At 72.6% G+C, this 20,175-nt stretch carries 18 protein-coding genes; 8 read left to right on the top strand and 10 right to left on the bottom strand.

The features are described 5' to 3' along the window. Nucleotides 1-115: 115 nt before the first annotated feature. The 6 genes from ACH5AO_RS26815 to ACH5AO_RS26790 all read right to left on the bottom strand — a co-directional run bounded on the left by ACH5AO_RS26815 (nt 116) and on the right by ACH5AO_RS26790 (nt 8,294). Nucleotides 116-1,153: an ABC transporter permease gene (locus ACH5AO_RS26815; RefSeq protein WP_398928924.1), complete on the bottom strand. Its 1,038-nt coding sequence runs from the start codon at nt 1,151-1,153 to the stop codon at nt 116-118. Next, nucleotides 1,150-2,112 (bottom strand): ABC transporter permease, encoded by a 963-nt coding sequence (locus ACH5AO_RS26810; protein ID WP_398928922.1) that lies wholly within the window; start codon nt 2,110-2,112, stop codon nt 1,150-1,152. Before ACH5AO_RS26810 ends, ACH5AO_RS26815 begins: the two co-directional genes overlap by 4 nt. Then, nucleotides 2,105-3,664: a sugar ABC transporter ATP-binding protein gene (locus ACH5AO_RS26805; RefSeq protein ID WP_398928920.1), complete on the bottom strand. Its 1,560-nt coding sequence runs from the start codon at nt 3,662-3,664 to the stop codon at nt 2,105-2,107. The genes ACH5AO_RS26810 and ACH5AO_RS26805 overlap by 8 nt, the downstream gene beginning before the upstream one ends. Before the next feature lie 68 nt (nt 3,665-3,732). Beyond that, nucleotides 3,733-4,830 carry an ABC transporter substrate-binding protein gene (locus ACH5AO_RS26800; RefSeq protein WP_398928918.1) on the bottom strand — a complete coding sequence of 366 codons (1,098 nt, stop codon included), beginning with the start codon at nt 4,828-4,830 and terminating at the stop codon, nt 3,733-3,735. A gap of 947 nt (nt 4,831-5,777) precedes the next feature. After that, the gene (locus tag ACH5AO_RS26795) at nt 5,778-6,809 is read right to left on the bottom strand and encodes a LacI family DNA-binding transcriptional regulator (protein ID WP_398928916.1); all 1,032 of its coding nucleotides are present in this window, start codon (nt 6,807-6,809) and stop codon (nt 5,778-5,780) included. Between the two features lie 471 nt (nt 6,810-7,280). After that, complete coding sequence (locus tag ACH5AO_RS26790) at nt 7,281-8,294, bottom strand: LacI family DNA-binding transcriptional regulator (protein WP_398928914.1); 1,014 nt, start codon at nt 8,292-8,294, stop codon at nt 7,281-7,283. 175 nt (nt 8,295-8,469) lie between these two features. Between ACH5AO_RS26790 and ACH5AO_RS26785 the strand changes: the two genes are divergently transcribed. The 5 genes from ACH5AO_RS26785 to ACH5AO_RS26765 all read left to right on the top strand — a co-directional run bounded on the left by ACH5AO_RS26785 (nt 8,470) and on the right by ACH5AO_RS26765 (nt 14,925). Continuing rightward, nucleotides 8,470-10,296: a glycoside hydrolase family 2 protein gene (locus ACH5AO_RS26785; protein WP_398928913.1), complete on the top strand. Its 1,827-nt coding sequence runs from the start codon at nt 8,470-8,472 to the stop codon at nt 10,294-10,296. 111 nt (nt 10,297-10,407) lie between these two features. Then, entirely contained in the window at nt 10,408-11,778 is a 1,371-nt protein-coding gene (locus ACH5AO_RS26780) for an extracellular solute-binding protein (protein ID WP_398928911.1), read from the top strand. 22 nt (nt 11,779-11,800) lie between these two features. After that, nucleotides 11,801-12,733 (top strand): carbohydrate ABC transporter permease, encoded by a 933-nt coding sequence (locus ACH5AO_RS26775; RefSeq protein WP_398928909.1) that lies wholly within the window; start codon nt 11,801-11,803, stop codon nt 12,731-12,733. 1 nt (nt 12,734) lies between these two features. Next, on the top strand, nt 12,735-13,679 hold the full coding sequence (locus ACH5AO_RS26770) for a carbohydrate ABC transporter permease (RefSeq protein WP_398928907.1): 945 nt from the start codon (nt 12,735-12,737) through the stop codon (nt 13,677-13,679). 55 nt (nt 13,680-13,734) lie between these two features. After that, nucleotides 13,735-14,925 carry an MFS transporter gene (locus ACH5AO_RS26765; protein WP_398928905.1) on the top strand — a complete coding sequence of 397 codons (1,191 nt, stop codon included), beginning with the start codon at nt 13,735-13,737 and terminating at the stop codon, nt 14,923-14,925. 63 nt (nt 14,926-14,988) lie between these two features. Here ACH5AO_RS26765 and ACH5AO_RS26760 read toward each other — a convergent pair whose 3' ends face one another. Next, nucleotides 14,989-15,819, bottom strand: coding sequence for an alpha/beta fold hydrolase (locus ACH5AO_RS26760; RefSeq protein ID WP_398928904.1), 831 nt, complete (start codon nt 15,817-15,819; stop codon nt 14,989-14,991). Nucleotides 15,820-15,934: 115 nt separating this feature from the next. On the opposite strand from ACH5AO_RS26760, the gene ACH5AO_RS26755 reads away from it, so the two are divergent. Next, nucleotides 15,935-16,546 (top strand): DUF998 domain-containing protein, encoded by a 612-nt coding sequence (locus ACH5AO_RS26755; RefSeq protein WP_398928902.1) that lies wholly within the window; start codon nt 15,935-15,937, stop codon nt 16,544-16,546. A 122-nt stretch (nt 16,547-16,668) separates the two neighbouring features. Here ACH5AO_RS26755 and ACH5AO_RS26750 read toward each other — a convergent pair whose 3' ends face one another. Further along, the gene (locus ACH5AO_RS26750; protein WP_398928900.1) at nt 16,669-17,520 is read right to left on the bottom strand and encodes a helix-turn-helix transcriptional regulator; all 852 of its coding nucleotides are present in this window, start codon (nt 17,518-17,520) and stop codon (nt 16,669-16,671) included. Between the two features lie 128 nt (nt 17,521-17,648). Here ACH5AO_RS26750 and ACH5AO_RS26745 point away from each other — a divergent pair, with 128 nt between their 5' ends. Beyond that, the gene (locus tag ACH5AO_RS26745) at nt 17,649-18,644 is read left to right on the top strand and encodes an aldo/keto reductase (protein WP_398928898.1); all 996 of its coding nucleotides are present in this window, start codon (nt 17,649-17,651) and stop codon (nt 18,642-18,644) included. A 20-nt stretch (nt 18,645-18,664) separates the two neighbouring features. Here the strand turns inward: ACH5AO_RS26745 and ACH5AO_RS26740 are convergent, their stop codons facing one another. Next, nucleotides 18,665-18,997 (bottom strand): hypothetical protein, encoded by a 333-nt coding sequence (locus ACH5AO_RS26740; protein ID WP_398928896.1) that lies wholly within the window; start codon nt 18,995-18,997, stop codon nt 18,665-18,667. Between the two features lie 179 nt (nt 18,998-19,176). On the opposite strand from ACH5AO_RS26740, the gene ACH5AO_RS26735 reads away from it, so the two are divergent. Beyond that, a complete protein-coding gene (locus tag ACH5AO_RS26735; protein WP_398928894.1) occupies nt 19,177-19,650 on the top strand; it encodes a DUF4396 domain-containing protein in 474 nt (157 codons plus the stop codon). A 176-nt stretch (nt 19,651-19,826) separates the two neighbouring features. On the opposite strand, the gene ACH5AO_RS26730 is transcribed toward ACH5AO_RS26735, so the two are convergent. Then, entirely contained in the window at nt 19,827-20,039 is a 213-nt protein-coding gene (locus tag ACH5AO_RS26730; protein WP_398928892.1) for a hypothetical protein, read from the bottom strand. Between the last annotated feature and the right edge of the window lie 136 nt (nt 20,040-20,175).

The raw sequence follows: 20,175 nt of genomic DNA, 5'->3' as shown, positions 1-20,175 counted from the left end.
GGGGGGGGGGGGGGGGGGGGGGGGGGGGGGGGGGGGGGGGGGGGGGCGCCCCCCCCCGCGGGCGGCGGGCGGGGGGGGGGGGCGCCGGGGGCGCCCCCCCCCCGGGTCCGGGGTCTCATAGCAGCTGCCGTCTGCGGCCCAGCCAGGTCTGGGCGATGACGACGACGGCCAGGAAGGCGCCGCTGACGACCTGCTGGTAGGAGGAGTCCAGGGAACCGATCTGGTTGATCACGTTCTGGATCACCTTGAGCAGCAGCACACCGACCAGTGAGCCGCTGACATAACCGAGCCCGCCGGTGAGCAGGGTGCCGCCGATGACGACGGCGGAGATGGCCTCCAGCTCCATGCCGTTGCCGAGGATGGTCACCCCGGAGGCGAGCCAGGCCGCGTTGAGCGCGCCGGCCAGTCCCGCCAGCACCCCGGACAGGGTGTAGACGAGGATCTTGGTGCGGGCCACCGGGGCGCCCATCAGCGCCGCCGCGTCCTCGTTGCCGCCGACCGCGTACACATGCTGGCCGAAGCGCGTACGGCGCAGGACGACGGCGCCGGCGACGAACAGCGCCAGCGTGATCCACACGGGGTTGCCGACACCGAGGGTGGTGCCCTGACCGAGTTCGGCCAGGAACGAACCCTTGCCGATCAGATACGTCTCGGCGCCCTCGTCGGTGAGCGCCAGCATCAGACCGCGCGCGCCGAGCATGGCCGCCAGGGTGACGATGAACGGCGCCAGCCGGGAGCGGGCCACCAGCAGCCCGTTGACGACGCCGATCGCCCCGCACACCACCAGCGGCAGCAGCAGGGCCACCAGGGTGCCGTGCCGCGAACCCCAGGCCGCCAGGACCCCGCCCAGCGCGAACAGCGAGCCGACCGACAGGTCGATGCCCCCGGTGATGATCACGAAGGTCATGCCGAGTGCGACGATCGCCAGGAACGCCGAACTCGTCGCCATGTTGCTGACGTTGTCCCCGGTGGCGAAGGAGTCGAAGCTGAACGACGCCACCAGGGAGACGACCACCAGCACCGCCAGCGCGCCGTGCTGCTGGACCAGCGCGCTCACCCGCTCGGAGCGGGCGGGGCCCGCGGGCCCGCCGGCCGCCGCCGGCTTCCCGGCGTCCGCCGGGGTCACCGGGGCGTCCGTCTTCGTGGCGGTCATCGCTTCCCCCGTCCCCGTGCCGCGTAGACCGCGGCGACGATCACTATGGCCTGCGCGATCTGGGTCCAGGAGGGCGGCAGATCGTGCTTGATGAGGGTGGCGGTGAGCAGCTGGATGAGGACGGCTCCCGCCACGGTGCCGGCGATGTTCACCCGGCCGCCGGTCAGCGGTGTCCCGCCGACCACGACGGCGGTGATGGCGGACAGCTCCATCAGATTGCCCAGCGACGTCGGGTCGCTGGCCTGCAGCCGCGCGGTGGCCAGGACGCCCGCCACGGCGGCGAGCAGCGCGCAGACGACGTACACGACGATCAGCACGCGCCGTACCGGCAGCCCGGCGAGCTGCGCCGCGGGACGGCTGTCGCCGATGGCGAGGAGTTGCCGTCCGAAGGTGGTGCGGCGGACGACGAAGGCCACCAGCAGCGCCAGGACGGCGGCGATCAGGATCAGGTACGGGACGCCCAGCACGTCGCCCGACCCCAGGGAGGCCAGCGACGGGTTGCGCAGGTCCTCCAGTTGGGGGAGCAGCACCAGGGCGAGGCCCCGGCCGCCGACCATGAGCGCCAGTGTCGCCACGATCGGCTGCACCCCTACGAGCGCGACCAGTGCCCCGTTGGCCAGTCCGACGCCCGCGGCGAACACCGCCACCACGAGCAGCGCCGGCACCAGACCGTAGCCGAGGTAGAGGGCCGTCACCGAGGCCGCCAGGGCCATCACCGCGCCGACCGAGAGGTCGACGCCCTCGGTGCCGATGACCAGGGCCATGCCGAGCGCGACGATGATGACGGGGGCGACCTGCACGGCCTGGGTGCGGAAGTTCTCCGCGGACAGGAAGTGCGGGGTGATGACGATGTTGACGACCAGCAGCAGCGCCACGCCGGCGTAGACGCCGTACGTCTGCAGCCACTGCAGGACGCGGGTCCTGTCCAGCGGGACGGTCCTGAGGGTGGCTTCAGCCATCGGTGGCCGCCTCCTCGACCGCGTCCCTCTCCGGGGCGTGCCCGGCGATGGTCCGCATCAGCTTGTCCTCGGTGACGTCGTCGCCGGTCAGTTCGCCGACGACCGCACCGTCCTTCAGTACGACCACGCGGTCGGACCCTTCGATCAGTTCCTCCAGATCGGAGGAGATGAGCAGGACGCCCAGGCCGTCCGCGGCCAGTTCGTCCACGAGTTTCTGCACCTCGGCCTTGGCGCCGACGTCGATGCCCCGGGTGGGCTCGTCCAGGAGCAGCACCTTGGGGTTCATCGCCAGCCAGCGGGCGAGCAGCACCTTCTGCTGGTTGCCGCCGGAGAGCTCGCCGACCTTCTGCTGCGGCGAGGACGCCTTGATGCGCAGCCGCTCGACGAACGTGTCCACGATGCTGTCGACGCGCGCCTCGGAGACCAGGCCGAAGCGGGAGAGCCGGGGCAGGACGGCCAGCGAGATGTTCTCGCGCACCGACAGGCCGGGCACGATGCCCTCGCTCTTGCGGTCCTCCGGCAGCAGGCTGATGCCCGCCCGGATGGCGGCGGGGGTGGAGCCGCCGCGCAGCGGGACCCCGGCCACCGTCACCCGGCCCGAACTCGTGCCGAGCGCACCGGAGATGGCCTTCGCGGTCTCGGTGCGTCCGGAACCGAGCAGCCCGCCGAGACCGACGACCTCACCGGGACGGATGCTCACCGACACCTCGTCCAGCTTGTGCGGGACCGTCAGCTCGACGGCCTCCAGCACCGGCCGGCTGTCGGTGGCGCGGTGGTCGCCGGTGAACTTCGTCAGGCCCTCCTTGCGGACCTCGCCCAGCTCCCGGCCCAGCATGGTGGAGACCAGGGAGAGCCGGTCGAGGTCGGCGAGCCGCCCGTGGTGCACGCGACGGCCGTCGCGCAGCACGGTCACCGTGTCGCACACGGCGTACAGTTCGTCGAGGCGGTGGCTGACGTAGACGACGGCGATGCCCTCGTCACGCAACCGGCGGATGACCGAGAACAGCGTCTCGACCTCCCGCGGTTCCAGGGACGAGGTCGGCTCGTCCATGATGACGATCCGGGCCTCGCTCGCCACGGCACGGGCCAGGGCGACCATCTGCTGCGCGCCGACACCGAGGGTCCGCAGCGGCCGGCGGACGTCCACCCGGACGCCGTAGGCGCGCAGCGCCTGTTCGGCCTCCCGGTTCATGCGGGCGGAGTCCAGCAGGCCGAAACGGTTCCGCGGCTCGCGGCCCAGGAAGAGGTTGCGGGCCACGCTCAGCAGCGGGATCAGGTTGACCTCTTGGTAGATGGTCGAGATCCCGGCCTTCTGCGCCTCCAGCGGCGTGGCGAAGGAGACGTCACGGCCCTGGAAAACGATGTCACCGGCGTCGGGCCGGTAGACCCCGGTGAGGAGTTTGATGAGGGTCGACTTGCCGGCGCCGTTCTCGCCGATCAGGGCGTGGACCTCACCGGGGTGCAGGGTCAGGTCCACGTCGTCCAGGGCCCGGACGCCGGGGAAGGACTTGCTCAGTCCGCGGACGGCGAGGACTTCGGCGGGGGGAGCCACCTGTGCCTCCAGGAAGAAAAGGGTGACGGACGGACGAGGGCCCGGGCGGACCGGGCCCCGGAGCGGGATCAGTAGGCCTTGCCGAGGTCCTGCTCGGCGTTGTCCGCGTTGTAGGCGCTGTCCTGGATCACGATGTCCTGGGCGACCTCCTCGCCCTGGGTGAAGGTGTCCAGCGTCTGGAACGCCAGCGGGCCGAACCTCGGGTTGGACTCGATGACGCCGCTGATCCAGCCGTCGACGACGCCCTGGACGGCGTTGCGCGTGCCGTCGACCGTGACGATCTTGATGTCGCCGGCCTTCTTGCCGGCGCCCTTCAGCGCGGCGACCGCGCCCAGGCCCATCTCGTCGTTCTCCGCGTAGATGCCCTTGATGCCGGGCTTGGACTGGATGAGCTGCTCGGTGACCTGCTGGCCCTTCTCACGGGTGAAGTCACCGGTCTGCTCGAAGACGACCTTCAGGCCGGGGGCCTTCTCGGCGACGCGCTCCTTGAAGCCCTGGGTGCGCTCGGTGGTGACGTTGTTCCCGGCCGAGCCCAGCAGGATGGCGACCTCGCCCTTGCCGCCGGTGGCCTCGATCATCTGGTCGGCGGCGCGGCGGCCCTGCTCGACGAAGTCCGAGGCGATGAAGGAGACGTAGTCCTTGCAGGCCGTGGCGTTGATCTTGCGGTCGATGGTGACGATCGGGACCTTCTTCGCCGCGGCGGCCTGCAGGACCGGGTCCCAGCCGTCGGAGTTGAGCGGGGCGATCACCAGCAGGTCGGCGCCCTTGGCGAGGAGGTCCTGGACGTCACTGATCTGCTTGGAGAACTGCGACTGGGCGTTGGCGGTGAGAAGCTTGACGCCTCTCTTGGCGGCCTCGTCCTTGATGGACTGCGTCTCCGCGATGCGGAACGGGTTGGCCTCCTTCTCCGACTGGGAGAAGCCGATCGTGGCGTCCTTCAGGTCCTTCTTCTCGCCGCCGTAGGCGTCGATGGTGCAGGTCTTGCCGCCCGGCTTCGGCGTGACGACCTTCTGGCCGGCGTCGGCGGCGGCCGCCGTGGACTTCTTGCTGTCCGACGCGTCGTCCTCGGACTTGGCGCAGGAGGTGGCGGTCAGGGCCACGGCGGCGGCCAAGGCCACGACCACGGGACGGGCGAGGAGGAGGGAACGGTGAGTGGTGCGCTGCATGGTGACCCCGATCCGGGTGACGCTGAAAGGGAACTGGGGAGCCGAAGGACGCGCGGATGTGGAGCTGCTCCCCCTGTGCGAAGCGGCGTCCGGTGCGCCGCAAGGAGGTTTTACATCGTTGGAAGGGGGCTGTAAACCCCCTGTGCACAAGGTGCGCAGCGAGCGGAGCGGGGAGGTGACGGTCCGTTCCGGCGCCGCCCCGGCCACCGTCCGGCAGGACAAGCGCTTGCCCCGCGCCCTGCCCGCCCACCGCGGATCACCTCCGGCGTAGGGCGTGTGCGCGAGGGGGCCGGGCCCCGGTCCCACGCACACGGAGCCCCGTCGGCGCACGGCGCGCGTGCCGGCGGGGACCGGGCCCCGGCTCCCGGCGGTCCGGGCTGCCCCCGGCTCCCGGAACCCGCGGTACCGGTCGTCGGCTTGAGCACGCACGGGGGGCGACAAGGATGCCGGGAGGCACCCGCACACCGCCGCGACCACGGGGGTCGTGCTTTTCCTCCCCGTGCTTCAAGGACCTGGGAGGCACCCCGCAGCGGCACGGGTGAGCGCTGGGGTACCCCCTGCGGGAGGGAGGTGCCCGTGGTGCCGGGCTCCGTGAAACCCCTCCCGGCGCGTCGGCCGTTCAGGAACACGGAAGGCCGCGCGCCGGTTCCGCGGGCGTGTCGCGTGCCGACGCGCCCGCTCGGCCCGGCCCCGGCCGATCCGGTGTGCGGCACTGCGGGCGCGTGCGAGCGCGGGACGGCCCCGCCTCCGCGAGCGCCGTCGCGGTGCTTCCGCCCGGCGTCGGCGTGTCGGAGGGCACCTCCCTCAAGGGCTTCGGCGTGTCGGCCGCTCCGACGGCCCTGCCTCAGGAGTGCCGTGAGCACTGCCGACGCGCGGGCGCACGCCAGGGTGCCCCGGCGAGGGCTCGTTCCGCAGCCGCGGGCACCGCCCGCGCCATGCCCGGTGCGTCAGCCGTCCGTCGCCTTCCCGGCCGAAGACCGTCCCAAGGTGCTCTCCCGCTCGGCGAGTTGGTAGTCCGCCCAGATCCGGCGCGGCTCCGGCGCCCGGTCGTTGAGACGGGCGAGCACCGACTCCACCGCCAGCCGGCCGATGGCGGCCTTGTCCGGCGACACGGACGTGAGGGTCACCGCCCCGAAGCGTCCCTCGATCACGTCGTCGAAGCCGACGACGGCGATGTCCTCCGGTACCCGCAGCCCCCGTTCGTGCAGCACCCGCATCGCCCCGATCGCCATCGGGTCGTTGTAGGCGAACACCGCGTCGGGCCGCCGCCCGCTGTCGAGGATGTGGTTCATGGCCAGCGCCCCGTCGGCGTGTCCCCAGCCGTCGGTGGCGGCGACGAGCCCTTCGTCGGCCGGCAGTCCGGCCGCGCCGAGCTCCTCGCGCCAGCCGCGCACCCGCAGTTGCGCCGGCTCGCTGCGCCCGCGCCGGGCCCCGATGAACGCCACCTCCCGGCGCCCCAGACCGACCAGGTGCCGGACGGCGGCGCGGGCCGCGGCCACGTTGTCGATGGCGATGTGGTCGTACGGCAGGTCGTAGTCCCGCTCCCCGAGCAGCACCAGCGGCACGTCCTGGGCGCGGTCGCGCAGGTCCTCGGCCTCCAGCTCGATGGGGCTGAGGATGAGTCCGTCGATGACCCGGGCCCGGAAGCCCTGGCTCACCAGCAGTTCCTGCTCGCGCATGCCCCCGGTGTGGTCGAGCAGCACGATGTAGTCGTGCTCGGACGCGGCGTCGATGACGGAGGCGGCCAGCTCGGCGAAGTAGGGGTTGCCCAGTTCGGGCAGGGCGAGCGCGATGATGCCCGTACGCCCCTTCCGCAGATGCCTGGCGGCGAGGTTGGGCCGGTAGCCGAGCGCGTCGATGGACCGCTGGACACGCTCGCGCATGCCCGGGGTGACGTGCTGGTAGTTGTTCACCACGTTGGAGACGGTCTTGATGGAGACCCCCGCGTGCGCGGCGACGTCCTTGAGGCTGACCCGCACGGCAATCCCTTCGTGAGCGGCCCGACCCGGTCGGTCGGTGCGGATGCGCGCCGTCACCACGAGCCGTGCGCCGAGCCGCTGGGCTCAAGTTTTACAACGTTATACATGCCGTCCCGTGACACTGACAAGGCGTGAACGGGAGCGTGTCGGGAACGGCCCCACGGACCTCACCGGCCCGGACGGCTCCCGGACGACGGCGCCGTCACCGAAAGTGTCGTCCCGGAGGACCCGCACCGTCCACCGGCTCCTGCCGGCGAACCCGCCACCCCGCTGCCGGACGCGAGCCCCGGTGGCGCGAGGGGAGCGAATCTCCCGGCGGCACGCCGCCGGCACGCCGCCGGCGGGCCGTTCCGGTGGGAGGCCCGCTCCCGTCGTCGTCCCGCCGCCGGACGCACCGGAGCGGCCCCGTGTCCACGGGCGGACGGGCCGTCGTCCGGATCGAACCGGACCGGATCGCGCCGGCCCGGCCCCTCAGCCTCCCGAACTCTCCCGCACGATCAGCCGGTGCCCCGCCGTCTCGTCGACCGCCGGCCCGCCGGATCCGCCCGCGTCGATGCGGTCCAGCAGCAGCTCCACCGCCCGCCGCGCGATGCCGCGCTTGTCCGGGGCGACCGTGGTGATGGTGGGGATGCTGAACCGGGTGGCCTCGATGTCGTCGAACCCGACCACGTCGAGGTCCCCGGGCACCGACCAGCCGTCCTCGTGGAGCGCCCGCACCGCCCCGAGCGCCAAGTGGTCGTTGAGGCAGAGCATCGCGTCCGGCGGCTTCGGCGACCGCATCAGCGTGCGGGCGGCGGCGGCCCCGTCGGCCCAGCGGAACGCGGGTACCGGCAGGACCAGTTCGTCCGGCAGCGCCACCCCGGCCGCGGCCAGGGCCTCCTGGTGGCCGACCGTGCGCAGCCGGCTGGTGTTCCGCGACCCGTGCAGATCACCGCCGATCACCGCGATGCGCCGGCGCCCCCGCGCCAGCAGGTGCTCGGTCGCCTCGCGCGCCGCCGTCACGTTGTCGATCGCCACGTGGTCGGCGCTGCCGGGCAGGTTGCACTCGCCCAGCAGCACCAGCGGCAGCCGGGTGTCGCGGCCGGCCAGGTCGCGGGGGAGCAGGGCGAGCGGCGAGAGGATGACGCCGTCGGTGAACTGGGCGTCGAACCCGCGCACCGCGGCCAGTTCCTTCTCGTGCCGTCCGCCGGTCTCGACCAGCAGCGTGGTGCTGCCCCGGCGTTCGGTCTCCGCCATGACGTGCCGGGCCAGCTCGGCGAAGTAGGCGACGTCCAGGTCCGGCACGGCCAGCGCGATCATGCCCGTACGGCCCCGGCGCAGTTGCCGTCCGGCGATGTTGACCCGGTAGCCGAGGGCGTCGATGGCCTCCCGCACCGCGGCCCGGGTCCGCTCGGAGACGTGCTCGTAGTCGTTGAGGACGTTCGACACCGTCTTCGCCGAGACGCCGGCGTACTCCGCGACGTCCTTGATCCTGGGCCTGCCCATGCTTCCCTTCTCGCCCCTCCCGCTGCCTGGGGATCGTAACCGCAGCTCCGGCGGGCCCGGTCGCGGGCGGTGCGGACCGTCGTGTCGAAAACTTTCCGCCGCCGCCATTTACATCGATGTAATCGTATGGTCGCATGACCCCGTACGCAGCGCACCTGCACTGATGAGGAGCAGCATGAGCACGCCCCCGCCCCCGGACGTCCCGCGTCCGGAGTACCCCCGGCCCCAGTTCGTCCGCGAGGCATGGCTGAACCTCAACGGCCGCTGGCAGTTCGAGACGGACCGCGGGGACAGCGGACTGGAGCGCGGACTGCGCGACCGCGACCTCGCGGGCGAGATCCTCGTCCCTTTCTGCCCCGAGTCCGAGCTGTCGGGCATCGGCGACACGGACTTCCTGGAGGCCGTCTGGTACCGGCGCACGGTCACCATCCCGGCCGAGTGGTCCGGCGGTGACGTACTGCTGCACTTCGGAGCGGTGGACCACGACGCCACCGTCTGGGTCAACGGCACCGAGGTGGCCCGCCACCGCGGCGGCTTCACCCCGTTCACCGCGGAACTGCGCGGGGCGGCCGCACCCGGCGAGGAGGCCGTGATCGTGGTCCGCGCCCGCGACACCCGGCACGGCCCGCAGGCCCGCGGGAAGCAGGCCACCTGGTACGCCAACACCCACTGCCACTACACCCGTACCACCGGCATCTGGCAGACCGTGTGGCTCGAACCGGTACCGGCCGCGGCCCGCCTCAAGCGTCCGCACATCACCCCCGACCTGGGCTCGGGCTCCTTCCACGTCGACCTCCCGGTCACCGGCAACCTGCCGGGCCACCGGGTGCGCGCGGTCCTCACCGACGAGCGCGGCGAGGTCGTGTCCGCCTCCGCCCGCGCCGACCTCGACCTGTGCCCCCGGCTGGTGCTGACCGTGCCCGAGGACCGGCTGCGCACCTGGTCCCCGGCCGACCCGCACCTGTACGACCTGCGCCTGCAGCTCCTCGACGCGGCGGGCGGGGTCGTCGACGAGGCGACGTCGTACGCGGGCCTGCGGTCGGTCGCCCTCCACGGCAAGCGGGTCCTGATCAACGGCGAGCCCGTCTTCCAGCGGCTGGTGCTCGACCAGGGGTACTACCCGGACGGCCTGATGACCGCGCCCACCGACGCCGACCTCGTGCGCGACATCGAACTCGGGCTGCGGGCCGGCTTCAACGGGGCCCGGCTGCACCAGAAGGTGTTCGAGGAGCGCTACCTCTACCACGCCGACCGCCTCGGCTACCTGGTGTGGGGCGAGTTCGGCGACTGGGGCTGCGAGACCGGCGTACGCGACGACAACCAGCGCCCCGACGCCAGTTACGTCGCCCAGTGGCTGGAGGCCCTGGAACGCGACCACTCCCACCCGTCGATCATCGGCTGGTGCCCGCTCAACGAGACGTACCAGCACCTGCACGACCGGATCACCCAGCTCGACGACGTCACCCGGGCGATGTTCCTGGCCACCAAACAGGCCGACCCCAGCCGCCCGGTGATCGACGCCTCCGGCTACGCCCACCGCGTGCCGGAGACCGACGTCTACGACGCGCACTGCTACGAGCAGGACCCGCGGGCCTTCGCCGAGACCATGGCCGGACTCGCCGAGGACCGCCCGTACGTCAACACCGCACCCGACGGCCGCGACTGGTCCGTCCCCTACCGCGGACAGCCCTACTTCTGCAGCGAGTTCGGCGGCATCTGGTGGGACGCGGCCGTCGCCGCGACCGCGGCCGGCGACGAGCGGGGAACGTCCTGGGGGTACGGCGAACGGCCGCGCACCGCCGAGGAGTTCCTGGCCCGCTTCACCGGCCTGGTGGACGTCCTGCTCGACGACCCGGACATGTTCGGCTACTGCTACACGCAGCTCACCGACGTCTTCCAGGAGCGCAACGGCGTCTACGGCTTCGACCGCGCCGACAAGTTCGACACCGCCGTCCTGCGCCGCGTCCAGCAGCGCACGGCCGCCTGCGAGTCCGCCGGCTGACGTCCGCCGCCCCCGGCCCGGCGGACGACCGGAACCGGGACCCCTTCCCCACGGCATGTCGTCCGCGGCGTCCGACGGCGATGTACATCGATGTAGAAGAAAGGTAGTGCCATGGTCGACCTGCCTGGCCCACGGGCCGCCTCCGCCGTGCCGGAAGGCAACCGCGCCGCGCCGTCCCGCCGCGGCCTGCTCCGCGCCTCGCTGGCCTCCGCCGCCGTACTCCTCGGCGGCGGGGCGCTCGCCGGCTGCGGTTCCGCGTCAGCCGCGCCGGACCCGCGCACCGTGCGCATGTGGGACCTGTTCAGCGGCGCCGACGGCGCCCTGCTCGACGAACTCATCGACACCGCACGGTCCGACATGCCCGGCACCCGCGTCGAGCGGACCGTGCTGGAATGGGGCACGCCCTACTACACCAAGCTCGCCATGGCCTCGGCCGGCGGGCGCGGCCCGGACGTCGCCGTCTCCCACATGTCGCGCCTGGCCGGATACGCCCCGCTCGGACTGCTCGACCCCTGGGACACCGACCTGCTCGCCGAATTCGGCGTCCGCGAACAGGACTTCGCCGCGGCGGTCTGGGGCCGTACCCAGTTCGAGGACCGGACCTTCGCCATCCCGCTGGACACCCACCCGTTCATCGTCTTCTACCACCCGGAACCCGTCCGCGAGGCCGGACTGCTGACCGGTGACGGAAGCCTCGACCAGGACGCCTTCTCCACCCCCGAGCGGTTCCTCGAAGCCGGCCGGGAACTGGCCAGGGCCTCCGGCGAACAGGGCATCGCCTTCGGCTACGTCAACGACACGGCACAGGGCTGGCGACTGTTCTACGGGCTCTACCGGCAGACCGGCAACGACTTCGACCTGCCCGTCGGCGGGGAGGTCACGGCGAACACCGACGCGATGACCGAGGTCATCGCCTTCATGCAGAAACTCGTCGACGGCCGCGCCAACCCGCGCCGCCTCGACTACCCGGCGGCCCTCGCCCACTTCACCAACAGCCAGAGCGCCATGATCCTCTCCGGCGAATGGGAACTCGGCACCTTCCGGGCCGCCGACCCGAAGCTCGGGGCCGCGCCCTTCCCCACCGTGTTCGGCACCCCGGCGGTCTACGCCGACTCCCACTCCTTCGTGCTGCCGCGCCGGCCCGAGCCCGACGAGGCACACCGCAGGCGCACCCACCAGGCGGTGGCCGCGATCCTCAAGACCGGCCAGACCTGGGCGAAGGCCGGTCACATCCCCGCCTACCGGCCGGTGACCCGCACCCGGGAGTACGCGCGGCTGGAGCCGCAGGCGCGGTACGCGCAGGCGGCCGACCACGTGGTGCTCGACCCGGCCGTCTGGTTCGCCGGAGCCGGCTCCGACTTCCAGAACTCCATGTCACAGGTGCTCCAACAGGCGTTGCTCGACGGCCTGGCGCCCGACCGCGCGGCCCGCGCCATGGTCGAACGGATCAACACCGCCCTCTCCAAGCCCAGCCCGGCCTGAGCCGCCGCGAAGGAGGCAGCAGATGTCCACCGAACTCGCTTCCCGCGGCCGTCCCAAGGCCGCCCGCCCCACCCGGGGACCCGGCGCGACACCGCGCCGCGCCTTCTCACCGGGACTCCTCTTCGCCCTGCCGTTCCTCGTCCTGTTCGTCCTCTTCATGCTCTGGCCGCTGGTCCAGGGCGCCTGGATGAGCCTCACCGACACCTCGCTCGCCGCCCAGGACCCGTCCTTCATCGGACCGGACAACTACACGGAGGCGCTCGGCGACGCCGAGATGTGGCGCTCGCTGTGGCACACCGTGTGGTTCACCGCCGTCTCCACCGTGCCCCTGGTGGTCGTCGCCCTCGGCATGGCCCTGCTGGTGTACACCGGGCTGCCCGGACAGTGGGTGTGGCGGCTCGCGTTCTTCGCCCCCTACCTGCTGCCGGTCGGCGTGATCGGCCTGCTGTGGGGCTGGCTGTACCAGCCCGACCTCGGCCTCTACAACCACCTGCTGCAAGCGGTCGGACTGGACGGGTTCGCCTGGCTCAGCGACGAGTCCGTCGCCCTGTACGCCATCGTGATCGCCACCCTGTGGTGGACCGTCGGCTTCAACTTCCTGCTGTTCCTGGCCGCGCTGCAAGCCGTGCCCGACCACCTCTACGAGGCCGCCGCCCTGGACGGCGCCGGCGCCTGGCGGCGGCTGTGGCACGTGACGCTCCCGCAGCTGCGGCGCATCATCGGCGTCGTCACGGTGCTGCAGGTCCTCGCCTCGCTGAAGGTCTTCGACCAGGTGTACCTGCTCACCAAGGGCGGGCCCGACGGCTCCACCCGCCCCGTCGTCGAGTACCTCTACGACATGGGCTTCACCGGCTACCGCCTCGGCTACGCCTCCGCCATCGCCTACGTCTTCTTCGCCCTCATCGTCCTCGCCTCCGCCGTGCAGTTCGTCGCCCTTCGCCGCAGGGAGAAGTGACATGACCTCCATCGACGTCCCGACACGGCCCGCGCGCCGCTCGGTCTCCCCGCTCCCCGCCGCCCGCCGCGCCCACCGCGACCGGCAGGCCCCGGGGCGCGGCCCCCACCTCACCCTCGGCCCGAGCCGGCTCGCCCGCGCGCTGGCCCTGGCGGCCCTCACGGTGATGGCGCTGATCTGGCTGCTGCCGATGGCCTGGGCCGTGCTCACGGCGTTCAAGTCCGAGCAGGACGCCAGCGACCCGGTCCACTGGATCCGGCCGCGGGGCGGCTTCACCCTGGACGGCTTCCGCACCGTCATCGAGCGCGGCGACCTGCCCCTGTGGATGCTGAACAGCTTCTTCGTCTCGGCGGCCGTCACCGCCGTCACCGTGGCCGTGTCCGCGATGGCCGGCTACGCCTTCTCCCGCACGCTGTTCCGCGGCAGGCGGTGGCTGTTCACCGTCACCATGGCGTCGATCCTGGTGCCGCCGCAGCTGCTGATCGTGCCGTGGTTCCAGCAGATGCTCACCCTGGACCTGGTGGACACCTACGCGGCGGTGATCCTGCCGCAGACGGTCGCGCCGGTGATGGTCTTCATCCTGAAGAAGCACTTCGACTCCCTCCCGCGCGAGCTGGAGGAGGCCGCCCGCCTCGACGGCGCCGGACACGCCCGGATCTTCTGGTCCGTGATGCTGCCGCTGTCCCGCCCCATGCTCGCCGCGGTGTCGATCTTCGTGTTCATCGGCGCGTGGAACAACTTCCTGTGGCCCTTCGTGTCCACGTCCGACCCGGCGCTGATGACCCTGCCGGTCGGCATCACCGCCGTGAAGGACGCCTACGGCGTCAACTACGCCCAGACGATGGCGTCCTCGGTACTGGCCGCGCTGCCTCTCGTGCTGGTGTTCGTGTTCTTCCAGCGGCACATCGTGAAGTCGGTGGCGACGACCGGCCTCGGCGGTCAGTGACCCCGGTGGCGTGCCACCGGGAGACCGGGGCCGGATGAGGCGTTAGCGTCGGGACATGGCCGGTGATCGCCGCGGATGGCGGGTGTGTCTGCTCGGCGGCGCGGTGTTCGCGGTGTGCATGACCGGCACCACGCTGCCGACCCCGCTCTACCCCCTGTACCAGGAGAAGTTCGGCTTCTCCGAGCTGACGGTCACCGTCGTCTACGCCGCGTACGCCTTCGCGGTCATCGGAGCACTGCTGCTGGCCGGCGACGCCTCGGACGCCGTGGGCAGACGTCCGGTGCTGTGGTGGGGCCTGGGCTGCGCGGCCGCGAGCGCCGTCTGCTTCCTGTGCGCCACCGCACTGGGCTGGCTGTACGCCGGACGGCTGCTGTCGGGGCTGTCCGCCGGACTGTTCACCGGGGCCGCCACGGCGTACGTCATGGAGTCGGCCCCGCCCGGCGCGGCCTCCCGTGCCACGTTCGTCGCCACCGCCGTCAACATGGGCGGCCTGGGCTGCGGCCCGCTGCTCGCCGGGATCCTCGCCGAGTACGCGCCCTGGCCGCTGTACCTGCCGTTCGTGGTGCACCTCGCCCTGGTCGCCTGCTCGACCGCCGTCCTGCTGTGGCTTCCCGAGACCGTGGCGGAGCGCCGCCCGCTGAGCACCGTACGACCGCGACGGCCCGGCGTGCCGCCACCGGTACGGCCGGTGTTCGGCCCGGCGGCGACCGCCTCGTTCACGGGGTTCGCGCTGTTCGGCGTGTTCACCGCCGTCAGCCCCGCCTTCCTCGCGCGGTACCTGGACGTGACCGATCACGCGGTGAGCGGACTCGTCGTGGCGCTGGCCTTCTTCTCCTCGACCGGCGGCCAGCTGGCCGCCGGCCGGGCCGGCCCGGTGCGGTCACTGCCGCTGGGGTGTGCCGGGCTCCTCGCCGGGCTGGCGCTCCTCGCGGGCGCGCTGTACGGGGACCTGCTGGCCCTGGTGGTGCTGAGCGCGCTCACCGGCGGGTTCGGTCAAGGGCTCGCGTTCCGCGGCGCGCTGTCCGCCGTGAGCGAGGCCTCCCCGCCGGACCGGCGCGCGGCGGTGATCTCGACGCTGTTCGTGGTGGCGTACCTGGGCATCTCGGTGCCGGTCATCGGTGTGGGGCTGCTGACCGGCCCGATGGGCCTGGAGGGCGCGGGACTGGTGTTCATCGCCTGCATGGGAGCCCTCGTCGTGGCGGCGGCCGGCTACCTCCTGCGCCGGCCGGCGCAGGAGGGAACCTGAACACCGGCCGCGCGCCCGGCCGGCCGAGGTGCCTTCGGCGTTGCTCGGGTGACCGGGCCCTACTTACGACTCGATGAATTCCAGGATGTCGCGGTTGAGGACGTCCGGATGGGTCGACAGCATGCCGTGGGGGTACCCCTCGTAGGTCTTCAGGGTGCCGTTCTTGAGCAGCTCGACCGTCAACGGCGCGGAGTTCTCGTAGGGAACGACCTGGTCGTCGGTGCCGTGCGCGACGAGGACCGGGACGTCGATCTTCTTCAGGTCCTCGGTGAAGTCGGTCTCCGAGAACGCCTTGACGCACTCGTAGTGGGCGTTGGCCGCCCCCATCATGCCCTGCCGCCACCAGTTGTCGATCAGACCCTGGGAGACCTCCGCGCCGGGCCGGTTGAATCCGTAGAACGGACCCGACGGCACGTCGATGTAGAACTGCGCGCGGTTGGCGGCCAGGGCCGCGCGGAACCCGTCGAAGACGTCGATCGGCAGCCCGCCGGGGTTGCTCTCGGACTTGACCATGACCGGGGGCACCGCGCCCACCAGCACCGCCTTGGCGACCCGGCCCGGCTCGGCCCGCGCGACGTACCGCGCGACCTCTCCGCCGCCGGTCGAGTGCCCGACGTGTACGGCCCCCCGGAGATCGAGGGCGCCGGTCAGCACGGCCACGTCCGCGGCGTAGGTGTCCATCTCGTGGCCGGTCGAGGTCTGGCTGGAGCGGCCGTGACCACGCCGGTCGTGAGCGATCACGCGGTAGCCCCGGGACAGGAAGAACAGCATCTGGTTGTCCCAGTCGTCGGCGCTGAGCGGCCAGCCGTGGTGGAAGACGATCGGCTGTCCGTCGCGCGGACCCCAGTCCTTGTAGAAGATGGTCGTGCCGTCGGGTGTGGTGACCGTGCTCATGGGTGATCCCTCCGCGTGATCCGGACCGACGGCACTCACCTTACGCGCCGTCCTGGCACGCCTCACCTCCTGAACGTCCCCCCGAGGACGGCCGGATGCGCCTTATGGTGTTTCGATGCCGCTCGTTCCCAGATGGGTCCTCCTCTCCTCGGGGTGTGCGCCCCTCCTGCTGATCGGGGGCTGGACGGTCGCGGCGTCACTGGAGGGGCCCGCCTACGACCCCGCCACTCAGACGATCAGCGTCCTGGCGGCCTACGGAGCCGCGGGGTCCTGGGTGATGACCGCCGCGCTGCTGGCGCTGGGCGCCTGCCATCTGCTCACCGCCTGGGGGCTGCGGGCGGCGGCGACGGCCGGACGCGTGGCGCTGGCCGGCGGGGGAGCGGCGGCGCTGGTGGTGGCGCTGCTGCCGGCGCCGAGCAGCGGGGGGTCCCTGCGCCACGGTTCGGTGGCCGCGGTCGGATTCGCGCTGCTGGCCCTGTGGCCGCTGCTGGCCGCAGACGGCGGTCGTACCGCTCCCTGGGCGCTGCGGTCGGCGGCCTCGGCCGCGGCGACCGCCTCGATGGTCCTCGGCGCGGCATGGTTCCTCGTCGAGACGCACCGCCACGGCGCGGCGGGCGTCGCGGAACGCGTGGTGACGGCCCTTCAGTCCGTCTGGCCCTTCGTGGTCGCCGCCTCCTGCCTCCGCCATGCCGGCGGCGGCGAGCCGCCCGCGGGCCGGCCGGACTGACGGGGGCCGGTGAGGCGCGGGCGCTGACAGCGACCAGGCCGTCGGCCTCCCCGACGGGCGCGACCACCGTCGACTCTCTTGTTCCGCTGTTCCGCTGTTCCGCGTCGGGCCGGCGGGCGGTCTCAGCCGCCGGGCGTGCCCGTCGGGAACTCCTCGCTGCCGAGCACGCGCAGCAGTTCCAGCCGCTCGCGGGCCTCGGCGTCCGCCGGGGTGAGCACCAGCAGTTGCTGCCCCTGGTCGGGAGTGACCAGGGTCTCGCAGTCCATCAGCACCCGGCCCACCCGCGGGTGCAGGAACGTCTTGCGGTCGGCGCGCCGCACCGACACCTCGTGCTCCGCCCAGAGCCGGCGAAAGCGTGTACTGGCGGCCGACAACCGCTCGACGAGCCCGGTGACCGTGGGGTCGCCGGCCCGGCGCCCGGCGGCCGCGCGCAGATCGGCCACGAGCTGACGGCCGTAGTACTCCTCCTCCTCGACGGGGCCGACGGCGCGGGCGGCCGGTTCGGTGAACCAGCGGTACACGAGGTAGCGGCGGTCGCCCGGGAAGCCGGTGAGGTCGCCCGTCAGCAGCACCGACGCCCGGTTCTGCGCCAGCACCTCTCCCAGGTCGGACAGCACCAGCGCCGGAGTGTCGCCGAGCAGGTCCAGCAGTCGTATCAGCCCCGCCCGGGCCAGCCGGGCCACCCCGTCGGCGGGCGGCGGCCGGTGACCGGCCAGATGGAACAGGTGGTCGCGCTCGTCGTCGGACAGCCGCAGCGCCCTGGCCAGCGCGACGAGCAGCTGCGTCGACGGCTGACTGCTGCGGCCCTGTTCGAGGCGTACGACGTAGTCCACCGACATGCCCGCCAGCATCGCGACCTCCTCCCGGCGCAGCCCGGCCGTGCGGCGGCGCGGGCCGTCGGTGATCCCTACGTCGGCCGGACGGATCGCCTCACGGCGGCGGCGCAGGAAGTCGGCGAGTTCCTCACGTTGCATGACCTCATGGTCCCTCGCGGCGCGCCCGCCGAGCCAGGGAGCGGCTCTCCCACGATGAACGCTCCGCTCCCGGCGGGCCCGGCACCGGCACAAGGTGGACGACGAAAGCGACCACGAAGGAGAACACCATGCAGACACGCACTCTGGGCAGCGACGGTCCGGCCGTCTCCGCGCTGGGCCTCGGCGCGATGAGCATGTCGGGTGCCTACGGCGCGGCCGACCGCACCGAGAGCATCGCCACCGTGCACGCCGCGCTGGACGCCGGCGTCACGCTGATCGACACGGGCGACTTCTACGCCATGGGCCACAACGAACTGCTGCTCGCCGAGGCGTTGCGCGGCCGCGACCGGGACAGCTACCGGCTGAGCGTCAAGTTCGGCATGCTGAGCGGGCCGACCCCCACCCCGGGCGGGTTCGACGGCCGTCCCGAGGCGGTGAGGAACTTCGTCGCCTACTCGCTGACCCGGCTGGGCACCGACCACATCGACATCTACCGTCCCGCGCGGCTGGACCCGGCGGTGCCGATCGAGGAGACGGTGGGCGCGATCAAGGAACTGATCGACGCCGGGTACGTACGCCATCTCGGCCTCTCGGAGGTCGACGCGGCGACGATCCGCCGGGCGCACGCCGTGCACCCGGTCACCGACCTGCAGATCGAGTACTCGCTGATCTCCCGCGCGGTCGAGGCGGAGGTCCTGCCCACGCTGCGGGAGCTCGGCATCGGTCTGACCGCGTACGGAGTCCTCGGGCGCGGCCTCATCTCCGGGCACTGGTCGGCCGGCCGCGGCGCCGGCACCGGCGACCACCGGGCGCTCAGCCCTCGGTTCTCCGTCGGCAACGTGGAACACAACCTCGCCCTCGTGGAGGCCCTGCGCCGGGTCGCCGACGCGAAGGGCTGCACCGTCGCCCAGCTGGTCATCGCCTGGGTCGCAGCCCAGGGCGAGGACATCGTGCCGCTGGTCGGCCCCCGCACCCGCGAGCGGCTGACCGAGGCGCTGCCCGCGCTGGACCTCGTCCTCACCGCGGACGACCTCGCGGAGATCGAGAAGGCGGTACCGCCGGGCGCCGCCCGCGGCGACCGCTACCCGGCGGCGTTCATGTCCTCCCTCGGCGTGGGCAACTGACCCCGGCTCCCCGGCCGGCGTCAGCAGCCGTCGCGGTACGGCGTGCCGGGGGCGATGCGCTCCCAGTACGCCCGGGTCGGCGGCGACACCCGCTCACAGACGTGTGCCGCCACCTGGCGCGGGTCCAGGTCCCAGGTGCGCCAGGTGCCGTCGCGGCTGACCGTGTGCAAGGTGTCGTCACCGTCGAACACGGCGTCCGCGACCCGGCCGGTGTGCCCGCGCAGTGTCGCCTTCGGTGCCCGGCGGGGGACGTCCCACAGCCGCGCGGTACCGTCCCGGCTGCTGGTGACGAGGGTGTCACCGCTGCGGTCGAAGCGCATGGACACGATCGGACCGGTGTGCCCGGACAGCACGACGGGCGGACGACCGGGCGGTCCTCGCCGTCCGGCGCGACGCTTCCGGCCCGCGGGGGGAACGAGACCGTCCGTGCCACCCCGGAATCCTTGGGAATATACCCCTTGGGGGTATATGTTGCTCCCTGTGGGCCGACACCGGTCACCGAGCCGCCGAATGCCGGATGGGGATGAAGGTCATGGATCACGGCACTCGTCACACCGCCGCCGGGCACGGGCACGCGTCCTGGGCGATGGCGGTGAAGGCGACGCTCCACTGCCTGACCGGGTGCGCCATCGGCGAGATCCTCGGCATGGTCATCGGCACGGCCCTGCTGTGGGGCGACGTACCGACCATGATCCTCGCGATCGCCCTCGCCTTCGTCTTCGGCTACTCCTTCACCCTCTTCGCGGTGGTGCGCGCGGGCCTGTCCCCGCGGGCCGCGGTCAAGGTGGCGCTGGCCGCCGACACGGTCTCCATCGCGGTGATGGAACTGGTCGACAACGCGATCATCGCCCTGACACCGGGCGCGATGGACGCACACCTGTCGGACGGACTGTTCTGGTCGGCGCTGCTCGGCGGCTTCGCCGTGGCGTTCGCGGTCACCACACCGGTCAACAAGTGGATGATCGGCCGCGGCAAGGGCCACGCCGTCGTCCACGCCCACCACTGACCGCCTCAGGAGGCGTTCGGATCCTGCCAAGGGCGCGAGGGCCGGCACCTTTCCCTCGCCCGGCCTCGCTCGAGCGGGAGGGACCCCCTGCGTGGGAGGTACCCCCGCCCCGGACCCCGCTCGGCCAGGCCACGAGGCACCGCTCACCGGAGCCGTCCCGATCCGGACGGCCCTCCCTAGCGCTCGCGGTCCAGGACGCGGCGGGCCGCCTCGGCCTCCGCCGCCGGCGGGGACAGCTCGTCGAGGGAGTCGAGCTCGGTGTCGGCCTCCAGTTCCCGTTCCCAGTCCGCCGCCAGCCGTTCCTGTTCCTCGTGTGGTCTGCCGCTGACGGCCTCCCGGTGGTGAGGGTCCAGGGCCGCGAGGAATCGTCCGACCGGGTCCGTGGGCATGCCGTGCTCCTTGTCGCTGGGAAGGGGCCGCGCTACCGACCCAGGATGGCCAGCCGGCCCCGGGACGGCCGCCCGACACGGCCTGCGACCACCCTGATGGCCCCGCCCCGCCGACGGCGGCCCGCACGGGACCACC

The sequence above is a fragment of the Streptomyces sp. NPDC018964 genome (assembly GCF_044390325.1).
GTDB lineage: Bacteria > Actinomycetota > Actinomycetes > Streptomycetales > Streptomycetaceae > Streptomyces.
Note: the sequence above shows the minus strand (reverse complement) of the source record. Positions and strands in the feature narration are given on the sequence as shown.